Genomic DNA, 20,147 nt, shown 5'->3' with positions numbered 1-20,147 from the left:
CAGCGACACCGTCGTCAGGCGGTTATTGCAGGGTGTTCCAAATCCCGCAGCGAGCTATCCGCCGCCAGGCGGTGTTGATGCTGCTGCGGGGGTCAACGACACGGGCTGAGTAACACACTCCATATCGGCCCGTGCCATAAGCACAGTATCGGTGCAGACGTATCACGCTCGCGGCGGTCATATGCGCGCAAGCGCATGTAACTTACGCCGCCAGCGACGTGTGTTTCGCAGCTGTAAGCTGCAGCAGATCCAGCGGCAGCTGTTGATGTAAATGTGTAGCGCCGCGACCCGATTGGTTCATCTTTGTTGCAGCGGCTGTACGGCCCTGTGGCGGCCGTAGACGCCTCGGATGGACGGAGTGCGCGTGCAGAAGAACAGTTTCGAGACGTCGCTGTTCGTCGTGTATCTGCCGAAGTCGATGTGCAAGGAGATCCCCGACTACTACACCAGTGAGGTGGACGGGCGCGAAGTGAAACGTCCGCGCTATGTCGCCCGCGACTACGAAGAAGCAAAGAAGTACCCCGAAGAGTCAATGCGTTGGCTCGCCGAGAACTTCATTCCGGTGCTGTTGCAAACTTCAGGCGGAGAGCCGTGACGACCCAGTCTTCATCCTTTGATGCTCGCTGCGGGTCGGCGTTCTCAGGCAGCCTCGAACACCCGGCTGACGATCACCGCATCCGGGTTCGGTTGCTCGTAGGCAAACATCGCGCCCTGGCCTTTCCGTAATGAGTGCATCGCTTCCATCCCTTTCAACGTCCGGTACGCCGAGGTCCGGTTTTTGAACGCCCCCTTCGGTCCGAGGATCCGTTTCAGCCGCCCATGATCTCCTTCAATGACGTTATTGAGGTATTTCACCTGCCGGTGTTCCACGGTCTGCGGGCAGATTCCCTCTGACTTCAACTCGGCGATTGCCCTGGCCAGGGAGGGTGCTTTATCGGTGTTGATCACCCGCGGGAACCCGGTTATCGTGTTCGACCTCAGGGTCTTGGCCAGGAAACGCTTCGCTGCGGCGACGTTACGCTTTGGGGACAGGTAAAAATCCAGGGTCTGCCCACCGGCGGTAATAGCCCGGTAGAGATAGCACCACGTGCCGCCGACCCGAATATAGGTCTCATCCACCCGCCAGGACCGGGCCTGCCAGTCGGGTACCTGCCGGTACCACCGAGTGTGCTTATCCAACTCAGGGGCGTATTTCTGCACCCAGCGGTAGATCGTGGTGTGATCGACTGGCACACCCCGCTCGGTCATCATCTCTTCGAGATCGCGGTAGCTCACGCCGTAGCGGCAGTACCACCGCACCGCCCACAGGATGATTTCACGGGGGAAATGCCGACCGGAGAAGATGTCCATGGCCGTGATTATTTCACGCAGGTCTTCCTGTCGCCCGAACTTTGCAACAGCACCGGACTACATATGGGCGGACATATGCTAAAGCGTATGCCGTGCCATATGCCTAAACATACGGCATGTACTGTGGGGCGTATATTCACCCGCCCCATCGCGGTAGCTATGCGTTTTTCAACGCCCGATACACCGTAGGGCTTGAACGGAATTCATGTAGGCGCAATCAGGGGCTATAAAGTATCGCATTACTTGCATCCAAACCTGTACATTCAGAGAATTGCCTTGGACTGGCGGTAACAGGTACCAGATATGCGTTCGTAAAATTCGCGCGCGTTAATGTCGCTCCACGAAGGTCTGACTCGCTAAGAATTGCGTTCGTAAAATCTGCGTCGGTGAAATCTGCCGATTTCAAGTTAGCCCATGCCACCATGGAGCCGCGAAACGAGCATCCTTTGCATATGCTTCCTTCGAGATTGATATCCGTCAGGTCATAGTTGGACATATCTTTCCCGGAAATGTCTTTCCCAGCGAGCTCCGTGGCCCACGATTGAGGCATCGTTTTGTACATTTGCTATTTAATCTGCGGTGAATTGATAATCCATTGCGGGCAACGGCCTTGGTAGCCAAGACAGTGGGTGGTTACAACGGTGCTGTTGCAAAGTTGGGCGGAGAGCCGAGACGACCCAGTTTCTCATTTCCTGATGGCCGCTGCGTGCCGGCGTTCTCAGGCCGTCTCGAAGGCCCGGTTGACGATCACCGCGTCCGGATTGGGGTGCCCATAAGCAAACATCGTGCCCTGACCTTTCCGCAATGAATGCATCTTCCATCCCTTTCAACGTCCGGTAGGCAGACGTCCGATTTTTGAACGCCCCCTTCGGTCCGAGGATCCGTTTCAGCCGCCCATGATCTCCTTCAATGACGTTATTGAGGTATTTCACCTGCCGGTGTTCCACGGTCTGCGGGCAGATTCCCTCTGACTTCAACTCGGCGATTGCCCTGGCCAGGGAGGGTGCTTTATCGGTGTTGATCACCCGCGGGAACCCGGTTATCGTGTTCGACCTCAGGGTCTTGGCCAGGAAACGCTTCGCTGCGGCGACGTTACGCTTTGGGGAGAGATAAAAGTCCAGGGTCTGCCCACCGGCGGTAATAGCCCGGTAGAGATAGCACCACGTGCCGCCGACCCGAATATAGGTCTCATCCACCCGCTAGGACCGGGCCTGCCAGTCGGGTACCTGCCGGTACCACCGAGTGTGCTTATCCAACTCAGGGGCGTATTTCTGCACCCAGCGGTAGATCGTGGTGTGATCGACTGGCACACCCCGCTCGGTCATCATCTCTTCGAGATCGCGGTAGCTCACGCCGTAGCGGCAGTACCACCGCACCGCCCACAGGATGATTTCACGGGGGAAATGCCGACCGGAGAAGATGCCCATAGCTGTGATTATTTCACGCAGGTCTTCCTGTCGCCCGAACTTTGCAACAGCACCACTTCCCCCTTCCTTGCCGGTTCTTCATTTTGGCGTACACCTAGTTCAACGCTTTGATCTCTATTTTATTCCCGACCCGCCCCCAGGGGGTGGAGTGTTGCGTTTTCCCGAATGTCCCATTGGGTACACCGACCTCAACCGCGACATCGCCGCACAAACAGGGCAAACAGCCTTCGGCAAAAGCGTCGCTCCCAACTTTTGGGCGCTGTGGTGCGTGACCAGCTTCCCTCTCCTATCGGTGGTCTCACTCTGCCGGCGGCGAGCGACAACCCTCCCACATTCTCTAACTGCCGGGAAGCGCTTTCCTGTTTACGTTCGCAACCATCTGTCCTCCGTTTTGCACTAGCCATTTCCTGGCTTCTGGAGAAACTGCGGCCATGCCGGCCGCGCCAAATGCAATTCCAATTCCGAGGACTACCTCTTTGTTGACCTTCAACACTTCCAAGTTGAATCGTTTATTGTTCAACTCATGTTCAAATAGTTTGTCGTCGTACCGCTCTAGGCGGTTAAGTGCATCCTGGCGTTCCTGCTCAGAACTATTGGGGTTGTGAATAATTTGACGGAGTATTTCTTTTGACGTGTCTATTTGCGCGTAAAGATTGTCTGAACTCCGGTCATTGCTGGCAACAGCCTTTTGGACACTATCGTCCATCGCCTGGGCAAACTGGAACATCGTGTCGGGCGCGATAGATCGTAACGCCGTAAGGACCGCCTCGTTAACTCCCTCTTTCTGCACCATCTTGACGAGGTGAAGAACTTTGTCGCTACTCATTCGCCGCAAGTCCTCTACATTGAGAGCGACCTTAAGATCATCGACTGTCTCGATCACCGTTCCCCCTTAGTACGTGGAAGGCTCAATCTTACTCACCTTTAGCCTGCAAGGCTTTAGCTGAAAAGCGTAAATGGGTACACCCCAAGCGAACAATTTGTGAATGACAAAACTTCCTGTTCGCTAGGGTTAGTTCCAAGACTAACGGAACAGAACCGTCACTGCCTCTGGAGATCACTGAACAGTTGGGTGCGATCTCAGGACAAAAGGTGGGCTATGCCCGGGTGAGTTCGAAAGATCAGAACCTTGATCGTCAGATTGAACAACCCAAGGCAGAGAAGGTCTTCACCTAATACACGGATAAGGCCAGTGGTGGATCGCGTGAGCGCCCTGGACGTGATGAAGCAATGCGATATGTCCGTGCAGGAGATCAGCTTGTCGTCACGTCGATGGATCGGTGCGCGCGTTCACTGACGGATCTGTACGCCATTGTTGACGAGCTAGTCAGCAAAGGAGTGTCGGTGAAGTTCCTCAAGGAGGGACAGACCTACTCAAAAGACTCCACCCCGATCGCCAAGCTGATGCTAGGGCTGTTGGGTTTTGTTCAGTTGGGTAAGGCCGTGAAAGAGCTGGATCAACACCGTGAAATAGTTGAAAAAATAACCCCGCAGGTTTCCCTGCGGGGTGTCGTTGTTAGAACGGTGCTTCGTCGTTGTCGGCGTCAGCGCCAGCCAGGGCGGCGTTCGCCGCCTCGCCTCCGCGACGGGCTGCGCGCGCAGCGGACTCTTTCTTGGAGTCGATCAGCTGCACGGTGTCGATACGGGCGACCAGCGGGTACTGCTTCTGGCCGTCCTTGTCGGTGTAGACGTCGGTTTTCAGCGAGTAGCTCACCGCGACACGATCGCCGGAGCCGATGCAGCCGAACACGCCGGGGTTCTTAGCGTCCTGGACGTAGCCGGTCAGCTCCACGATCTCGCTTTCCACCTTGCCGGTGGCCTTGTTCTTGAAGGTGTTGCGCGCATAGACGCTGAGTTTCACCGTCGCGCCACCGTTTGCGTGCTCGAACAGCTTCGGTGCGCGAGCTGCGTTGCCGACGATGGTGCCGTTGTTGAAGGGGTTGGACATGATGGTTCTCCTTACGTGAGTGGGTGTGATTTGCCGTGCAATTTGGGTACTTCAGCAGCGGCTTTGCTGCTGCGGGGTGGTTGAGCTGTCGTTACAGCACTGCCCAGGGCAGCGGTGTGCCTGCCGCCTCTAGGTCGCGCAGTTCTTGCGCTGCGCCCGGATCGGCGTCCTCGCCGTCGATGCCGTCGGCGAGCTGGTAGAGCAGTTCCAGGTCGGTGTGGGTGATGTCGCGCATCACGTGCCTCCTTGTTCGGATTGATGGTCAATCCGTCTGTTGGAGACAGCTCTGCTGTCTAGGGGGGTTCTCCCCCGCCCCGCTAGGTGTGCATCTCTGCAAGCCACGGCCGACGAGAAAAAGAAACCCCATTGCATTGCTGCAACGGGGTGTGTGGTGCTACTCGGCAAACAAGATCGTGCGGGTCTTCTCGGCGCCTTCGCGGACAAGCTCGACCATCCGCTCGCCCTGGCCGATATCGGTCAGCTTCGCCACCAGCGACGGGAAGTTCTCGTCTGGCCCGATCTCGGTGGCTCGCTGCGCAGCCACGCCAGCTAGTCCCGGCTGGCCGGTGGCGTGCGCGAGCACTGCGACAGTGGCGGTGAGCTGCGCCCGCATCCCCGGCCAGCTGGTCGGGACAGCGCGCATAACCTTCTCTATGAACGCAAGGCCAGCCTGCGGCTCATCGAGCAGCGCCGCGAGCAGCGTGTCTCGCAGGCGCGGCGTGGTGAAGCATTTCAGCGCAGACCGAACAGCGCGAGTGCTCGGCTGGGTCATCCCTGCCGCCGCCTGCTCGTACTCACGCTGCAGCACGTCGGAGAACATGGGCGGGATATACGCCAGCGCGTCTTCGATGATGTCGGCGTGCTCGGCAGCGTCGATGCCGTGATCGGTGCTGTTCAACCGTGCCTCGATGTCGTCTTTGCTCGGCTCCGGCAGCTCGCCGGTGTGCTCTAGCATCTGCCGCAGCGCCGCCGATGCGGCGACCTCGCCGACAACGCCGTGGCGCGGCTCGTCGATGAGCGGATGCTGATACACGGACCACCACGCAGCCCCGGTGACGATCTCAGGCACCTGCACCACCCCGAGCAGCGGCGGTAGGTGCACTGCCCCGCTGGTGAGGTACGTGGCCGTCTCGTCGAAGATCGGCTGTGCAATGTCGTCGCTGATCATGTACGCGATAACAGCGTCGAGTTCGAGGTGGTGGACCCACGCTGCGAACCGCTCGCGGCTCTCGGTGAGCTTCTCCACGGCCTCGTCCAGGTCGAACCGCGCGACCGGGCCGAGGCGGACGGTGTCGACGCCCTCGTCATCGACGAAGAACGCGAGGATCAGCGAGTTGTTCGGGTAGAACCCGAGGATGCCGGGGAGGTTCGCGAGGATCTCGCCGTGGGATGCAAGCGTGTGAGAATGGGTGGACATTGCAGTGCTCCTTTGCACGAATACGGGGTGTACGTGGTCAATCCCGTATTCGGTCCGGCTCTGCCGGTCGCGCCCTGCCACGGCACCACCGCACCTGAAGCGTGCTGAGCGTCGCTAGCGCAGCCTGATGCTCGCTCGCTGGGTGCGAGCGCTAGCGACGCAGCCTGTGCCTAAGTGTCGGCGTCAATGCGCTTGAGAGCGCGATAGATCGTCGGCCGCGAGACGTTGAATGTCCTGCCTACTGCGCTGAGGGACTTGCCGCCCTCGATAAGCTCCTTAGCGATCTGGGCCTGCTCAGCGCTGAGCTTCGGCTTCGGGCCGGCGACCCTGCCCTGTGCGCGGGCGTGCGCCACGCCTTCACGGGTGCGCTGGACAAGCAGGTCACGCTCCCACTCGGCAAGACTTGCCATGACGTTGATGACCACCTTGTCGGTGGGCTTCGACGTGTCCAGCGCTGGCTCCAACACCTTGACGTTGATGTCGCGCTCGGCGAGGTCAGCGATGGTGTTCACGGTGTCCGCGAGGCTGCGGCCGAGCCTGTCCAAGCGTGTGACAACGAGCGTGTCGTCGGGGCGCATGTACGCCAGCGCGTCATCGAGGCCAGGCCGTTGCCATTTCGTGCCGGAGATGGTGTCTGAGTAGATGTGCTGAGGGTCGCAACCAGCGTCGATCAGGGCGTCGCGCTGGGTGTCGAGTGACTGCCCCTGCTTCGAGGTGGAAACGCGGGCGTAACCGATGAGCATGGTTAGTCACCTGCTCCTATGCGTTACCTTTGGCACGGTTGTGGGACTTGCAGAGCAGCTCGCAGTTGCTTTCCTCGGTCTTGCCGCCCTTCGACCAGGCGGCGACGTGATCGGCGTCCATATCCTTGAGCGGCCAGATCTTCGCCTTGCCCCCCTCGTGACCGAGGGCGCAATACGAGCAGTTCGAGACACCGTTCTTCTCGGCGGCGTCTGTCTGGCGCTTGTACACGCGCTTTTTGACGGCCTCAGTGAAGACACGCACGCTAAGCAGCCGCGTCTCTTTCTTGCCGCCGAGAAGGTACTCGTAGATACCCTTCTTCGACTGAACCTGCGAGTCGGAAAGCAACTCGCGTGCTTCGGCGGTCATCTCTGTTGCGTCGTAGCCCTTGTCGCCGTACTGCTCATAGAGCTTGTTCCATGCGATTCCACGCATGGAACTGTCCGTCATCTTGAACACGCTTGCGGCCCAGTCGATGACGGTGGTGAAGTACGTCTGCAGTTCATTGCAGTCGTCGTCATCGCGGTGCTTAGCCATGTAGTTGTCGATACTCACGCCGTCACGCTGAGCGATCCAGTCGAGGGCGACTTCAAGCACCTCCTGGCGGGCGGGTTCACCGCGCACGAAATTCGACCACTTCGACATCAGTCGCCAAGAAGTCTTCCGGTGGTGCATGCGCTACAACACCCGCAGACGGCACTCCTGGTGCAACGTTCTAGCCCCCAATGACTTCGAAGCACTCACATCAGCTACGCTGACCCAAGCAGCATAGCTAACCCCCGACGTGTCTACTTTCCGGGGGTCAGGCCCGTGCTCGACAACCCCAGCGGACTCAACGCCCACGCCAGCGTCGCGGACCATGCGGCCGGGTACCGGAAGGTGGCCAAGGCCGCGGGCATCGCGATTTAATCCCGCGCAGAGCCGGAGACTGTGACCTGGCGATCATTGATGCGCAAGGTGCTGTCAGCGGCAGCAATAACTGCGGCATCGTGCGTGGCGGCCAGAACGAGTGCGCCCCCGTCCGCAGCTCGCCGCAGGAGCGCGATAACTTGGTCGCGGTTAGTGGGGTCGAGGGAGGCGGTCGGCTCGTCAGCGAACACATAAGCCGCGCCGCGGAGCAGGGCTCGGGCGATCGCCAGCCGCTGCTGCTCGCCTCCGCTGAGAATAGCTGCCGGCCCGTCGAAGGGGACATCAAGACCGACTTCGCCGAGGGAGTGCAGCAATTCTTCTTTGGAGTATTGCTTCCTGGATAGCCCGAGGGTGAGGTTATCTTCGCAGCTTAGTTCGGGAATGATTCCGTGGTCTTGGTGGATTATCGCTGCGCGTTCTCGCCAGAACCTCCGCCTCCGCTTCATCCTCCACGCGGAGGCATTCTCACCGTCTATCCGGAGGAGGCCGTCCGCCGGCGGCAGGAGCCCGGCCAAGGTGTTGAGCAGCAAAGTCTTTCCGGAACCGCTGGCTCCACAGATGGCGACAAAGCCTGGCCCGGGTAGGGAAAACGTTGCATTTTCCACGAGGGACTTCTTCACCATCCGCGTGCTGCGCCCCACAGAAAAAGTCGACTCCGCGGCGAGACAGAGATGAGAGGTGGAAATCTCCGGCGGCAGAGTGGGGGACTGATTGGGGCTAGCCAATGACATTGTGACTCCTAGGGGAGGCGGACATGTGCTGAGAAATACTGAGACGGACAAAACCGAGGTAGACGATTAAGACAAGGCAGCTTAGCGCGGTGAAGGTGTAGAGGAACGGGTTGGGAAGCAGTAGCGGAGCCAGGACGGACAATATGACGACAACTGTCAGGCTGACCAGTTGGCTTTTGAATAGTCGCCACATTGTTTTGTCCGGTGATTGCCCAGCGCTGTGGAGGAGTACCAGGAGGCGACGGTGAACTCGGAGCTGGATGCGCGCCTGGACTATCAAGGCCGCAAGCGTGGCGAGCAAAGCTCCGAGGGCGCTCAGGATACTCAGCCAGAACAGCGCCGTGCTGGCTACTAGTTCGGCCAGACCGCGATCGGCGGCGCGTACCGGGTAGACGTAGCCTTCGAGGCCGGCAGCGGTAAGTTCTGGACCCAGTTCCGAGAAATCCGCGAAGAGCAAATTTTCACTCGAAGCTGTGGAGCTTAGGAAGTCTGCGTCGAAGCCGGATAGATCGTCCGTTTCAAGCACGTAAAAACAATCGCCGGGAACCAGTTCCCCCGACATTGTTCCACTAATGAATCCGACCGCATGATCGGCACTGACCGGACCAATTTGCGCAGATTTAAGGAGCAGGTCGCCGGATTCCTGAGCCCACAGATCCACGGAAGCTGCGAAATGCTCTTGGGCTGCGGAATAGTCGACCGAGTGGTTGTCGTCTCCGGGACGGAACTGATAATCCTGCAGATCGTGCCATTGGCGGTTGGCAAGTGCCACGGGGCAGGAGTCCGGCACACCGGTACCTTCTTTCGGCAAAGTATGGCTGAGGACAGCCCCGTGCTCCCGTTCCCAGCTGAGCGCGAAGTCGCGGAAGTTCTGCTGCAGACTGGGCGGCAAGAGCTCGCCTCCTTCCACGCGGCCAGCAGGGCCGTCGAAGTTGGCTGAAAAATGCAAGGCTCCAAACTCCGCGAGAGATTTCCAGGTCTGCTGGGCCTCGGATTCCTGCTGGTAGGAGCGGAGCGCAGCCGCTGAGCTAAGACCCGCTGCTACAAAGGTCACGCAGGTAAAGACCGAAATTACTTTCAGCGCTTTTCCCGCCGCCTTCTCTGCGGGGGCACGCTGCCCCAGCAGCGCTACTGCGCGGCGCAACAATGGGGCGGTGACGGCTACGGCCAAACCGGTGGTAGCCAGGGCCAAGCCTATCCCGGCGGCGTAGAACCTGAGGAACAGGAGGGCAAAAGAATAGCTCCCTTGGCGGGCGAGGAATGTACTCGCAAGGCCAATGAGAACTAGGTGCGGGAGGATGACAAAGGTCCATTGCCGCCAATTGCCTTTTTGACTGCGGTGCCCTCCATTTATTGTGCGCAGCGCTGCCAATCTAAGACCGGAAACCCGAAGAACAAATACCAGGGCAAAAAGGGAAACGACAAATAGAAACAGGATCGCCACCAACGCGGGCAGGCGGAATACGACCGATTGGATGAGGTGAAGGAACTGCGTCTTTTCGCTTAGCCTGAGCCCGTCATTCCTGGCCGATTCGTAGAAGTGGTTCGCATTGCCACCCGTTGCTTTGGGAACCAAGACGTAGTCACCGTGGTAATCCAGCGACCCAAGCTCACTGGCCGCTTGGCTCAAGGCATCCGGCCGGTTGAGCCGGGGAATGCGTTCCGGTGCTGGATAATTTTCCTCCAGCGGGATGAAAACCTCGTGGGAAGTCCCGCTTGCGTCATCGGTGCCAGTCAGCCGGTAGATGGAGTAGCCGTTCTGCTCGGCCAATGAAACCAGTGAGTTACGGATTACCGTCGGTGCGTAGTCTGACTCAAGTTCCTCCGCGAGTGAAGTCTTAGGCTCGACGTAGTCAAGACTAAAGGTTGATTCGACCCCTAAGGACAAGGGCTTGGTGGAGTCAACCAGGGCTGTCAGCAGCCACCCAGTAGTCGCGATGACTGCAGCAAGAAGTAGGCTCAAAAGCCCAAGTACTAGGGGTCGAATACGCATGAGTTCTAGCAGAAGTCGTAGTAGTAGCTGTCCTTAGTGCCCGGCAAATTCGTTGCCCAAAGCTCGGCGACCGACTTCTGGCCGCCGCGGGTGTCGATGCTTCGTTGCGTTCTGTCGTTGACGATCACAGTCGAAGTATGGCACCGATTCACGGTGAAATAAGAACGCGCCTTAGCGTCCCAGAATCCGTACTCCCAGGTACCGCCACCTGCAGGGTAGCGAACTTTCCGGCCGACAGATGCCCAGTAGGTTGTGAAGGCTGGTGCTGCCTCGCCGAGTAGCTCGGCCATCACACCGGAAGCAAAGCCTCCCTTGGCGCCGTGGTCTTGGAATTCTTCTGCGGAAGCAACGGCTGAGTTAGATACGGAAACGCTCAGAGCAGAGGCAATCAGCAGCGCTGCAAACTGCCGAGTGCGCTTTTTGGGGGTCATAACAGTCTCCTTTGAGAGAGGAAATGAGGCTGGATTTCCTCAAAAGGGAGACTATCCTAAGTGAATACAAATGGGAATAGAACCAGTTTTCTAATTATATTGGTACTTTTCACAGGCCTTAGGCTCGGGAGGGCGTTGGTTGTCCTTGGTCCGCTATGTCTTGGATTCACCCCGTACGGAGTGGGGTTGCCCGCAACACGCCCTTTCGTCCTTGCTCTCTTCTGACGTCATCCTCGCCAACGTCAGCTGCGCGAAACTCCTGCCTAGTTTCGCACGCCGCAAGCGCACGGTGTCGTGCGCTTGCTTAGGCCGCCCCTAAGGCGCAGCACATGCGCGCGATTGTTGACGTGTCACACACTGCAACCTAGTTCCACACGATCTGGACTGACTCGGGGTTGAAGGTCTTGCTTCCGCGCACGCCACGGCGCAGGCGCACCTGGCACAGGGTGTTGATGACTCGGCGCTGCACGGCAAGCTCTGCGTTGTCGAAGGCGTCCACGGGCGAGGCGTAGCCGGTTGTGTCGAGCAGCGCCGATGCGCCAGCAAGACGGGCACGGCGCGTTTCGAGTTTCTCGATCTGCGGCTCATAACGGTTTCGCGCGCGCTTGAGGTCACGGGCCTCGATAAGCTCCTCATCGTAGTCAGCCTGGACGCGGGCGAGCTTTGCGCGAAGCTCAGCGAGTTCGTCGTCGATGGCGTTGACCTCGTCGTCGTCCACAGTCGGCAGCAGGTCCGCCAGGTCGTCACGGCCAAGGCGGGCGCGGATCACGGCGAGCACAAAATCATCGACGCTATGTGTGCGCACTAATCCACAGGCGGCGCAGCGGTAGCGGTCGGCATGCGTGCGCACAGGGTTGCCGCACTCGTCGCAGACATACAGACCCGAGCCGAGATGGCGGCGAGTGTTCCGGCGCTCCTTGTTGGTCAGCCGGTCGGGATCATCGAGCACGTTCTGCACACGCCACCACAAATCGGGTGTGACGATCGGCTCCCACTGCCCTTTCACAGGCTCGCCGGTATCGGGGTCGCGGACGATATGCGTGACACGGCGGTATTTGTTCTTCACGCCTTTGCGTTTGGCCTTCTTGTAGGTGGAATAGCCGGCATACACGGGGTTGCGCAGAATCGAGTGCAACGACGTATAGGCCCACGGCTGCGCGTCGGGAACTGGCTTTTCTTCCTGGCCTTCAGCGCGGCGTCGAGCGTTGCGCTCTGTGACCACGGTGTGCATATGGCGCGGCGTGGTCGGGATATCCGGCAAGCCCGGTTGATCGACCCCAGATAGGGCGCGTGCAATGTCGCGCATGGAGTTGCCCCGCTCGACAGCCCGGAACATACCGAGCACGGCGGCGGCTTCGGGTGGGATGATCTCGCCGGTCGAGGTGTAGCCGATTGGGCGCACACCGCCGGAGTACCAGCGTCCCTGCTCGGCGCGCTGCTGTTGCGCACGGGATTGGCGCATGCTTTTACGTTCGATCTCGCCGCGCGCCACGGCTGCTTTGATGCGCGCGTACATTCTGCCGCCGTCGGTGGCAAGGTCAGCATCACCGTTCGCGGTGACGAGTTTCAGCCCCTGCTCTTCTGCTCTGTCGATCCACTCTTCGAGCTGCCAGGGCTGTCGCGTGAGGCGGTCGAGGTCCCAGCAAATGATCGCGTCGATCTCGCCGCGCTCGAAAGACGCCACCATGGCGTCGTAGTCGGGGCGGTCCACGTCCTTCTTCGACGCGGAGATCGACTGATCGACGTAGGTATGCACGACGTCCCAGCCACGTTGCTCGGCAAGGGCTTCGCAGTCCTGACGCTGCCGGTCGATGGCGAGGCCGTCCATGGCAGCATCGAGCGAGATACGGAGGTAAATAGCAGCACGTGTTGTCATGCCGCTAACACTAGCGCGCCTCAGGTTACATTGAAACGAAACTCCACGACATCGCCGTCGGCCATGACGTAATCCTTGCCCTCTTGGCGGACCTTTCCGTTGGCGCGCGCTTCGGCCATGGAACCGAGCTCGTCCAGGTCGTCGAAGGCGACGATCTCGGCTTTGATGAAGCCCTTCTCAAAATCGGTGTGGATCACCCCGGCAGCCTTCGGGGCGGTGTCGCCCTTGTGGATGGTCCAGGCGCGGGATTCCTTGGGGCCAGCAGTCAGGTAAGTCTGGAGTCCGAGGGTTTCAAAGCCGGCGCGCGCCAACGTCGATAAGCCGGGCTCGTCTTGTCCGACAGCCGCGAGAAGCTCTGCGGCATCCTCTTCGTCGAGCTCGAGCAGCTCGGTTTCGGTCTGCGCGTCGAGGAACACGGCCTCGGCAGGACCGACGAGCTCGCGCAGCTCCGCCTTCTTAGCCTCGTCCGTGAGCACGCCCTCGTCGGAGTTGAAGACGTAAAGGAACGGCTTCGCGGTCATCAGGTGAAGGTCACGCACGAGCGCGAGGTCGATTTCACCAGCCTTGGACGCGGCGAAGAGAGTGCGGTCATTCTCCAGGATCGCCTGAGCCTTCTTCGCCTCTTCCGCCTGCGCTGAGATGTCCTTGTCCTTGCGGCCTTCCTTTTCAAGACGAGGCAGCGCCTTCTCAATCGTCTGGAGGTCGGCGAGGATCAGCTCGGTGTTGATCACGGAGATGTCGCTGGCCGGGTCCACCTTGCCGTCGACGTGAATGACGTTGTCGTCGGAGAAGGCGCGCACCACCTGGCAGATCGCATCCGCCTCACGAATGTTGGCCAGGAAAGCATTGCCCATGCCCTCGCCCTCAGAGGCGCCCTTGACAATGCCGGCGATGTCCACGAACGACACCGTCGCCGGCAGGATCTCCGCGGAACCGAAGATCTCCGCGAGACGGTCCAAGCGCTTGTCCGGCAGCGGCACCAGACCGACATTCGGCTCAATGGTGGCGAAGGGGTAGTTCGCCGCCAAGACCTCGTTGCGGGTCAGCGCGTTGAACAGGGTGGATTTACCCACATTGGGAAGACCGACAATTCCAAGAGTAAGGCTCACGAGGGCCAATGATAACGCACGTCTGAACCACCCCGGACGGCGGGCGGATGGGCGGGGTCGTGCGGTGAGCCATCGAACAGCGGGCGTAAAAAGCTTCGCTCGGCGCTGATTGCTTAGGGCACAATAGGACCCGTGAGTTCTGCAGAGAAACCCCCAATTGCGGGCAAGGACCCAGTGACCGACGCTCAGGCACTAGCAGAAGAGGTGCAAGCGTCTGACGCGAAATCTGCCGGGTCAGGCGCGGTACACGAATACGACAACCGCGTGGACCGCTCCGTCATTGTCAATACGTGGATGAAGTCCGCGGCCCAGTTCTCGCTGCGAGCGCTCATCATCGTGGTTCTGCTGGGCGCCAGTTTCTACCTCATCGGAAAATTCTGGGCCGGTGTCCTGCCCGTCATCCTCGCGCTGATCGTGTGCACGGTGCTGTCCCCGATCACGAACTTCCTGCGCCGCCACAAAGTGCCAGAAGCGTTTGCAGCGCTTCTGTCGCTGCTGATTTTCTTCGCGGTTCTGGTCTTTTTCGTGGCCATCATCCTGCCGGATATCCTGCGCAATTCACGCATTCTTGTCATCCAGGCCGGCCAAGGAATCCAGGGATTACAGCTGTGGCTGCAAAACCAGGAAACGCTGCCGTTCGACATTGACGCAGAACAGCTGGACACCATTATCCAGGACATCACAACATGGATGCAGAACAAGGCGGGCGCGATCGCCGGCGGCATCTTCAGTGGCATCAGCACCGCCACGTCGATGTCGATCACCCTAGTCGTCGTGGTGGTCCTCACTTTCTTCTTCCTCAAAGACGGCCCTAAATTCCTGCCGTGGGTCCGCAGCGCCACCGGCGGCCGCGCAGGCCTGCACGCAACGGAGCTGCTTACCCGCGCGTGGGAGACCCTCGGCGGCTACATCCGTGCGCAAGCTCTCGTTTCGCTTATCGACGCCATCTTCATCGGCCTAGGCATCTGGCTCGTCGGAGTCCCCATGGCGTTCACCCTGGCGGTGATCACCTTCATGGCCGGGTTCATTCCTCTCGTCGGCGCGATCGTCGCCGGTACCCTGGCGGTGCTGATCGCGCTCGTCTCCCTCGGTTTCACCGAAGCTCTCATCGTCCTCGCAATCGTCATCGCGGTGCAGCAACTCGAAGGCAATGTCCTGTCCCCACTACTGCAATCACGGGCGATGAACCTCCACCCCGTGATCATCCTTGTCTCCGTCACGGTCGGCGGCGGACTCTTCGGACTCGTCGGCGCCTTCCTCGCCGTTCCTGTCGCGGCCACCTTGGCGGTGGTGTTCCGCTACATCCAAGAGATGCTCCGCCTGCACGCCGGGGAAGTCAGCGCGAGCGATCTGACCTTCTCCACCGACGTCGGCAGAGCATTGGCCGAAGCAGAAGAACGCGAGAGCAATGCCGCACGCGACGAGCTCATGTCCGAGCACGTCTGGGCACCACCGTCGGTGGACGATCCGGTCAACGACCAACGGGACCCACACCACACGCCCGGGTCAACACTGGTCAAGCAGGTGAAATCGATCAATTTTCGGCCGCGGAAAGAATGGAAGTTCGAAAATCCGTTCGGTTCCCGCAAGGACAGCGAAGACGACGTGTCTTAAGCGTGTGAAAGGGTGTGGTGCATGAGCACCTCTACCGTCGCTGTCCTGATCATTGTCGTTGCCGTCCTCGCATTCGTTGGCGGGGCGTTTGTCGGCGCAGCGTTCCACTCTGTGCGCTCGACGCGGCACGACCCCCACTCGGCGGGTCCCGCTCAGGCGGGATTTCCCGCTGAGCAAGCAGCGATCCCCGCCTCCCCGGAGACTCGCGCATTCGAGGCAGAACGCCAACGTGAGCTGGACCGTCTCGGGCAGACCATGGAGCAACTTTCCGCGCAGCTGCGGGAAATGGACGAGGACAGAGCAGTCGCCTACTCCGCACTAGCCGGGCAAGTACAAGCCGTCACCCGGGCGTCTACCCGATTGGGTGACCGCACCGACCAACTCGTGGCTGCTCTTCGCTCCCCCAACACCCGGGGGCGGTGGGGCGAGATGCAGCTCGAGCGTGTGGTGGAGCTCGGCGGAATGACCCGTTACTGCGATTTCGATGTCCAGGCCACAGCGTGGGTCGACGGACGCATGGTACGGCCCGACATGGTGATTCGCTTGAGCCGCGGCCGCAACATTGTCGTGGACGCGAAGGTACCGTTTGGAGCATTCCTGGATGCCTTGAGCACCGAAGACCCGGAAGAGAAACAGGGGTACCTGCGCCGCCATAGCCACCTCGTGCGAAACCATGTGGCCACACTGTCCGAGAAGAGCTACGTCGAGGCATTCCACCCGACCCCTGAATTCGTCGTGCTATTCATTCCCGCGGACCCCTTCCTCGATGCCGCACTCGAACAAGACCCCGAGCTGCTCGACTATGCGTTTTCCCGCGACGTCGTCCTGGCCACCCCGACCACCTTGTTCGCGCTGCTGCGCACCGTAGGCCTTGGCTGGCAGCAAGAGAGCGCCACGGAGAAAGCGCAGGAGATCCAACGCCTGGGGACGCAGCTGTACACACGCCTGGGAACCATGGCCGAGCACTACAACCGGCTCGGAGCCTCCCTAGATAAAGCCGTCGAGGCCTTCAACGCCACCCTCGGCTCCATGGACTCCCGCGTAATAGTTACCGCCCGCAAGCTCAAAGACCTCGACGTCCCTGCTCATTCCGCCGCCCCGCCCGCCGTGCTGAACTCGGTGTCCACACGCACGCGTACCGCGCCTGCCCGCACCCACGAAGCGCAGCCGGAAGAAAAATGGGGGTAGCTCCGCCGAGTGACGCTTAGGGCGGCACAGCCGGCAGGTAACATGTTTCATCGTGTCTCATGCTTCCCCCCGCTCGTCGTCCACGTCTAAATCGACGCTGTCCGGCTTTTCCACGGGTTCCGGCATTGGCATCATCATCGCCGCGCTCGTAACCGGCGGACTGATCGCACTGTACAACGAGGCGGTGGGAATGCCGTTCCTCGTGCTGTTCGCGCTGGCGTCGATCATTGTCACCACCTTCGTCAATCCGAAGGGCCTGTTCATCACCGTCGCGTCAATACCGGTTCTGTACACGTTCTTCCTGCTACTGACGGGCACGCTGAACGCGTATTTCCAGCTCCCCGACGGCCAGACATCACTGGGCAAAACCTCAGCTCTGCTGATTCTCTATCCGCTAACCCAGTACTTCCCGGTGCTTCTTTTTGTCGCACTCGGAACGCTTCTGATTGCCCTGCTGCGCCACCGTTTGCTGAAGAAACAGAACGAGGACATTCTCGCGCGTGAAGAGCGCCAACGCCGCAATGCGAGCGCCTCGAACAGGCGAACGCGCTACGAAGCCTCACGGTCGCGACAGCGAACCACCAGGTCAGACAGCACTGACACCAAGGTAACGGTCGAGGAGCTTCTATCCCGCCGAGGTGAGCGCCAGAAGGCGAACCGGAATGAATCCCGCGTGGTCAGCCGCAGGCTAAGCGACGACCTGTATAACCCCTAAACCTTCCCTTATTCCCGCGTCCGCGGCGCCCGCAGATCACGCGGCAGCGCGAAGGTGATGGTCTCCGTGGTCGTGGTGACCTGCTCAACGTTGTCGAATCCGCGCTCGCTCAAGTACTCCACGACCTCGCGCACGAGGATCTCCGGCACCGACGCGCCGGACGTGACGCCGACGGTGGTCACGCCGTCGAGCCACGCTTCGTCGATCTGGCGCGCGTAGTCCACGAGATAGGCCGCGTCCGCACCGTTTTGCAGCGCCACTTCCACGAGACGTTTCGAGTTCGAGGAGTTCTGCGATCCCACAACGATCATCAGCTCGACTTTCTCGGCGATCGCCTTGACAGCCACCTGGCGGTTCTGGGTGGCGTAGCAGATGTCGTCGCTCGGCGGATTCTCGAGGTTGGGGTACTTCTCCCGCAGCCGCGACACGATTTCCATCGTCTCGTCGACCGACAAGGTGGTCTGGGACAGCCACACCAGTTTCTGGTCAGCCGGGAAATCAGGCGCAGCCTCGACACCATCCACACCGTCAACAAGGTGGACGACATCCGGTGCCTCACCGGCGGTGCCCTCCACCTCCTCGTGGCCTTCGTGGCCGACGAGAAGAATGTGGTAGCCGTCGCGCGCGAAACGCTTGACCTCGTTGTGCACCTTGGTCACTAGGGGGCACGACGCATCGAGCGCCATGAGGTTGCGCTGTCGCGCCGATTCGCGCACCGCCGGGGACACACCGTGCGCGGAGAAAACCACGTGCGCGCCTTCGGGGACTTCGTCGGTCTCCTCCACAAAGATCACGCCGCGCTGAGACAGGGTCTCCACGACGTACTTGTTGTGCACGATTTCTTTGCGGACGTAAATGGGGGCGCCGTATTTTTCCAGCGCCTTCTCCACGGTTTCAACTGCGCGGTCCACGCCGGCACAGTATCCGCGAGGGGCTGCAAGAAGGACGTTTTTTCCGGTGCTGGACATGGGACCAAGGGTAATGGATGGGCAGTCTAAAAGGTAAGCTGGCGTGCTCGAGAAGACCCCGGTGACCGCCGGGCTTCCTCGTCGAGCACCGAAGCAGTAACGCAAGCACCTACGGCCAGCAGAAGAAAGGGGGCGTGGGCCAATGGCAGGACAACCACCAAAGAGCACACCGGAGACACCGTGGTCAGTTTCCCAGGTCAACCAGACGGTCAAACAGTGGATCGAGCGGCTGGGTTGGTTGTGGATCGAGGGGCAGCTGACCCAGGTGAACATGAAGCCGACGTGGAAGCTGTCGTATCTCACTTTGCGCGACACCCAGGAACAGATGAGTTTGCAGCTCACCGCGTCGACGGAATTGTTGCGAAGTATGCCCACTCCGCTGAAAGACGGCGACCATGTGGTGGTCCGCGGCAAACCCGCGTTCTATGCCGGCCGCGGGTCGTTTTCGATGTGGGTCACGGAGATCCGCCACGTGGGCGAAGGCGAACTTCTGGCCAAGATCGAGCAACTGCGCAAAATGCTCGCCGCAGAGGGGCTTTTCGACGTCTCGCGCAAGCGCCCCCTCCCCTACCTGCCCACCCGCGTCGGCCTGATCACCGGCCGCGGATCCGCCGCAGAGCGCGACGTGCTTTCCGTGGCCAAGGACCGGTGGCCGGCAGTCGATTTCCGCGTGATCAACACTGCAGTCCAGGGCGCCAACGCCGTCCCGGAGGTCGTCGAGGCGCTCAGGCTTCTCGACGCCGACGAGACCATCGACGTCATCATCATCGCCCGCGGCGGCGGCTCCGTTGAAGATCTGCTCCCGTTTTCCGAGGAAGTCCTTCAGCGCGCGGTCGCCATAGCAAAGACACCAGTCGTTTCTGCGATCGGGCACGAGCCCGATAATCCGGTCCTGGACAACGTAGCCGATCTGCGCGCCGCCACACCGACAGACGCCGCTAAACGCGTCGTCCCCGACGTCGCCGCCGAATACGAGCTGATTGGCGAAGCCCGCTCCCGCATGGCCGCGGCGCTCCGCGGTTGGGTGCACCGCGAACGCGAGGGGGTCCGCCAGCTGCGCTCCCGCCCCGTCATGGCGAATCCGCTCACCCCGATCCTGCAGCGCCGCGAGGAGCTGGACCGTTCCCGGGCGTCCATCAGGCGCGACATCACCCGTCTCGTCGCCGCGGAGTCCGCCGAAGTTCGGGCTTTGCGCGCCCAAGTCTCAGCGCTTGGGCCGTCGGCGACACTCGCCCGAGGCTACGCTGTCGTCCAGGTTCAGCCCCGCGACGGCAGCGACGCCGAAGTGGTGACCAGCATCGAGCAGGCGCCGCCCGGATCCCAGCTCCGCATCCGCGTCGGCGACGGCTCCATCACCGCCGCCGGAATGTCCACCACCCCAGCCGAATAACCCCAGCCGAACAACCCGGGAGAAACTCAAGGAGAAATCATGGCAGAGAACACCTTCGGACAGGGCACGCCCAACGACAATGCCTTCCCCGACCCCGCAGAGCTCACTTACGAGCAAGCCCGCGACGAGCTCATCGAGACCGTGAAAATCCTCGAGCTAGGCCAGATGAGCCTCGACGAATCACTCAAGTACTGGGAGCGAGGCGAAGCCCTCGCCAAACGCTGCGAAGTGCTTCTCGACGGCGCCCAGAAGCGCGTCGAGTCCGCCCTCGGCACCGCCAGCTCCTCCGCTGGGGGCGACGAGACACGTTCAGGCGATTCCGACGACTAACGGAGACTGA

20 protein-coding genes and 3 pseudogenes are annotated in these 20,147 nt (G+C 60.6%); 8 read left to right on the top strand and 15 right to left on the bottom strand.

What is annotated here, in order from left to right; translation table 11 throughout:
* Positions 1–349 precede the first annotated feature (349 nt).
* Positions 350–595: a hypothetical protein gene (locus QYQ98_RS09575; RefSeq protein ID WP_302006629.1), complete on the top strand. Its 246-nt coding sequence runs from the start codon at positions 350–352 to the stop codon at positions 593–595.
* Positions 596–639: 44 nt separating this feature from the next.
* Here QYQ98_RS09575 and QYQ98_RS09570 read toward each other — a convergent pair whose 3' ends face one another.
* From QYQ98_RS09570 to QYQ98_RS09560, 4 genes and pseudogenes are all read right to left on the bottom strand, one after another.
* Entirely contained in the window at positions 640–1,350 is a 711-nt protein-coding gene (locus QYQ98_RS09570) for an IS6 family transposase (protein WP_271694428.1), read from the bottom strand.
* Between the two features lie 217 nt (positions 1,351–1,567).
* Positions 1,568–1,846, bottom strand: a complete 279-nt coding sequence (locus QYQ98_RS10100; RefSeq protein ID WP_158093103.1) for a pentapeptide repeat-containing protein — start codon at positions 1,844–1,846, stop codon at positions 1,568–1,570.
* Between the two features lie 222 nt (positions 1,847–2,068).
* Positions 2,069–2,777: pseudogene (locus QYQ98_RS09565) on the bottom strand (IS6 family transposase).
* Between the two features lie 337 nt (positions 2,778–3,114).
* Positions 3,115–3,660, bottom strand: a complete 546-nt coding sequence (locus QYQ98_RS09560; RefSeq protein ID WP_302006628.1) for a hypothetical protein — start codon at positions 3,658–3,660, stop codon at positions 3,115–3,117.
* Positions 3,661–3,965: 305 nt separating this feature from the next.
* Between QYQ98_RS09560 and QYQ98_RS09555 the strand changes: the two are divergent.
* Positions 3,966–4,193, top strand: a pseudogene (locus QYQ98_RS09555) (recombinase family protein); the annotation flags it as partial.
* Between the two features lie 100 nt (positions 4,194–4,293).
* On the opposite strand, the gene QYQ98_RS09550 reads toward QYQ98_RS09555, so the two are convergent.
* The 5 genes from QYQ98_RS09550 to QYQ98_RS09530 form a co-directional block, all read right to left on the bottom strand.
* Positions 4,294–4,725 (bottom strand): single-stranded DNA-binding protein, encoded by a 432-nt coding sequence (locus tag QYQ98_RS09550; RefSeq protein WP_042406442.1) that lies wholly within the window; start codon positions 4,723–4,725, stop codon positions 4,294–4,296.
* A 91-nt stretch (positions 4,726–4,816) separates the two neighbouring features.
* Complete coding sequence (locus tag QYQ98_RS09545; RefSeq protein ID WP_016456431.1) at positions 4,817–4,960, bottom strand: hypothetical protein; 144 nt, start codon at positions 4,958–4,960, stop codon at positions 4,817–4,819.
* A 159-nt stretch (positions 4,961–5,119) separates the two neighbouring features.
* The gene (locus QYQ98_RS09540; protein ID WP_302006627.1) at positions 5,120–6,142 is read right to left on the bottom strand and encodes a DUF4192 domain-containing protein; all 1,023 of its coding nucleotides are present in this window, start codon (positions 6,140–6,142) and stop codon (positions 5,120–5,122) included.
* 170 nt (positions 6,143–6,312) lie between these two features.
* On the bottom strand, positions 6,313–6,885 hold the full coding sequence (locus QYQ98_RS09535) for a recombinase family protein (RefSeq protein ID WP_302006626.1): 573 nt from the start codon (positions 6,883–6,885) through the stop codon (positions 6,313–6,315).
* Between the two features lie 16 nt (positions 6,886–6,901).
* Complete coding sequence (locus tag QYQ98_RS09530) at positions 6,902–7,528, bottom strand: HNH endonuclease (protein ID WP_052333763.1); 627 nt, start codon at positions 7,526–7,528, stop codon at positions 6,902–6,904.
* Between the two features lie 4 nt (positions 7,529–7,532).
* Here QYQ98_RS09530 and QYQ98_RS09525 point away from each other — a divergent pair.
* A pseudogene (locus tag QYQ98_RS09525) lies at positions 7,533–7,655 on the top strand (IS3 family transposase); the annotation flags it as partial.
* A 133-nt stretch (positions 7,656–7,788) separates the two neighbouring features.
* On the opposite strand, the gene QYQ98_RS09520 reads toward QYQ98_RS09525, so the two are convergent.
* The 5 genes from QYQ98_RS09520 to ychF all read right to left on the bottom strand — a co-directional run bounded on the left by QYQ98_RS09520 (position 7,789) and on the right by ychF (position 13,932).
* A complete protein-coding gene (locus QYQ98_RS09520; protein WP_016456434.1) occupies positions 7,789–8,523 on the bottom strand; it encodes an ATP-binding cassette domain-containing protein in 735 nt (244 codons plus the stop codon).
* Entirely contained in the window at positions 8,510–10,294 is a 1,785-nt protein-coding gene (locus QYQ98_RS09515) for a hypothetical protein (protein WP_231376317.1), read from the bottom strand. The genes QYQ98_RS09520 and QYQ98_RS09515 overlap by 14 nt, the downstream gene beginning before the upstream one ends.
* A gap of 227 nt (positions 10,295–10,521) precedes the next feature.
* Positions 10,522–10,947 carry a lactococcin 972 family bacteriocin gene (locus tag QYQ98_RS09510; protein ID WP_016456436.1) on the bottom strand — a complete coding sequence of 142 codons (426 nt, stop codon included), beginning with the start codon at positions 10,945–10,947 and terminating at the stop codon, positions 10,522–10,524.
* Positions 10,948–11,311: 364 nt separating this feature from the next.
* Positions 11,312–12,823: a recombinase family protein gene (locus QYQ98_RS09505; protein WP_075467190.1), complete on the bottom strand. Its 1,512-nt coding sequence runs from the start codon at positions 12,821–12,823 to the stop codon at positions 11,312–11,314.
* 20 nt (positions 12,824–12,843) lie between these two features.
* Positions 12,844–13,932 carry a redox-regulated ATPase YchF gene (gene ychF, locus QYQ98_RS09500; protein ID WP_302006623.1) on the bottom strand — a complete coding sequence of 363 codons (1,089 nt, stop codon included), beginning with the start codon at positions 13,930–13,932 and terminating at the stop codon, positions 12,844–12,846.
* A 294-nt stretch (positions 13,933–14,226) separates the two neighbouring features.
* Here ychF and QYQ98_RS09495 point away from each other — a divergent pair, with 294 nt between their 5' ends.
* The 3 genes from QYQ98_RS09495 to QYQ98_RS09485 are packed head-to-tail and all read left to right on the top strand — an operon-like array spanning position 14,227 to position 17,449.
* A complete protein-coding gene (locus QYQ98_RS09495) occupies positions 14,227–15,546 on the top strand; it encodes an AI-2E family transporter (RefSeq protein WP_302007758.1) in 1,320 nt (439 codons plus the stop codon).
* A gap of 21 nt (positions 15,547–15,567) precedes the next feature.
* Positions 15,568–16,734 (top strand): DNA recombination protein RmuC, encoded by a 1,167-nt coding sequence (locus QYQ98_RS09490; protein ID WP_302006622.1) that lies wholly within the window; start codon positions 15,568–15,570, stop codon positions 16,732–16,734.
* A 52-nt stretch (positions 16,735–16,786) separates the two neighbouring features.
* On the top strand, positions 16,787–17,449 hold the full coding sequence (locus QYQ98_RS09485; RefSeq protein WP_302006621.1) for a DUF6542 domain-containing protein: 663 nt from the start codon (positions 16,787–16,789) through the stop codon (positions 17,447–17,449).
* A gap of 8 nt (positions 17,450–17,457) precedes the next feature.
* Here QYQ98_RS09485 and QYQ98_RS09480 read toward each other — a convergent pair whose 3' ends face one another.
* Positions 17,458–18,417, bottom strand: a complete 960-nt coding sequence (locus tag QYQ98_RS09480) for a 4-hydroxy-3-methylbut-2-enyl diphosphate reductase (RefSeq protein WP_302006619.1) — start codon at positions 18,415–18,417, stop codon at positions 17,458–17,460.
* A gap of 142 nt (positions 18,418–18,559) precedes the next feature.
* Between QYQ98_RS09480 and xseA the strand changes: the two genes are divergently transcribed.
* Entirely contained in the window at positions 18,560–19,807 is a 1,248-nt protein-coding gene (xseA, locus tag QYQ98_RS09475; RefSeq protein ID WP_302006618.1) for an exodeoxyribonuclease VII large subunit, read from the top strand.
* A gap of 39 nt (positions 19,808–19,846) precedes the next feature.
* Positions 19,847–20,137, top strand: coding sequence for an exodeoxyribonuclease VII small subunit (locus tag QYQ98_RS09470; RefSeq protein WP_302006617.1), 291 nt, complete (start codon positions 19,847–19,849; stop codon positions 20,135–20,137).
* The last annotated feature ends 10 nt before the right edge of the window (positions 20,138–20,147 follow it).

This window comes from Corynebacterium sp. P3-F1 (assembly GCF_030503635.1).
GTDB lineage: Bacteria > Actinomycetota > Actinomycetes > Mycobacteriales > Mycobacteriaceae > Corynebacterium.
Note: the sequence above shows the minus strand (reverse complement) of the source record. Positions and strands in the feature narration are given on the sequence as shown.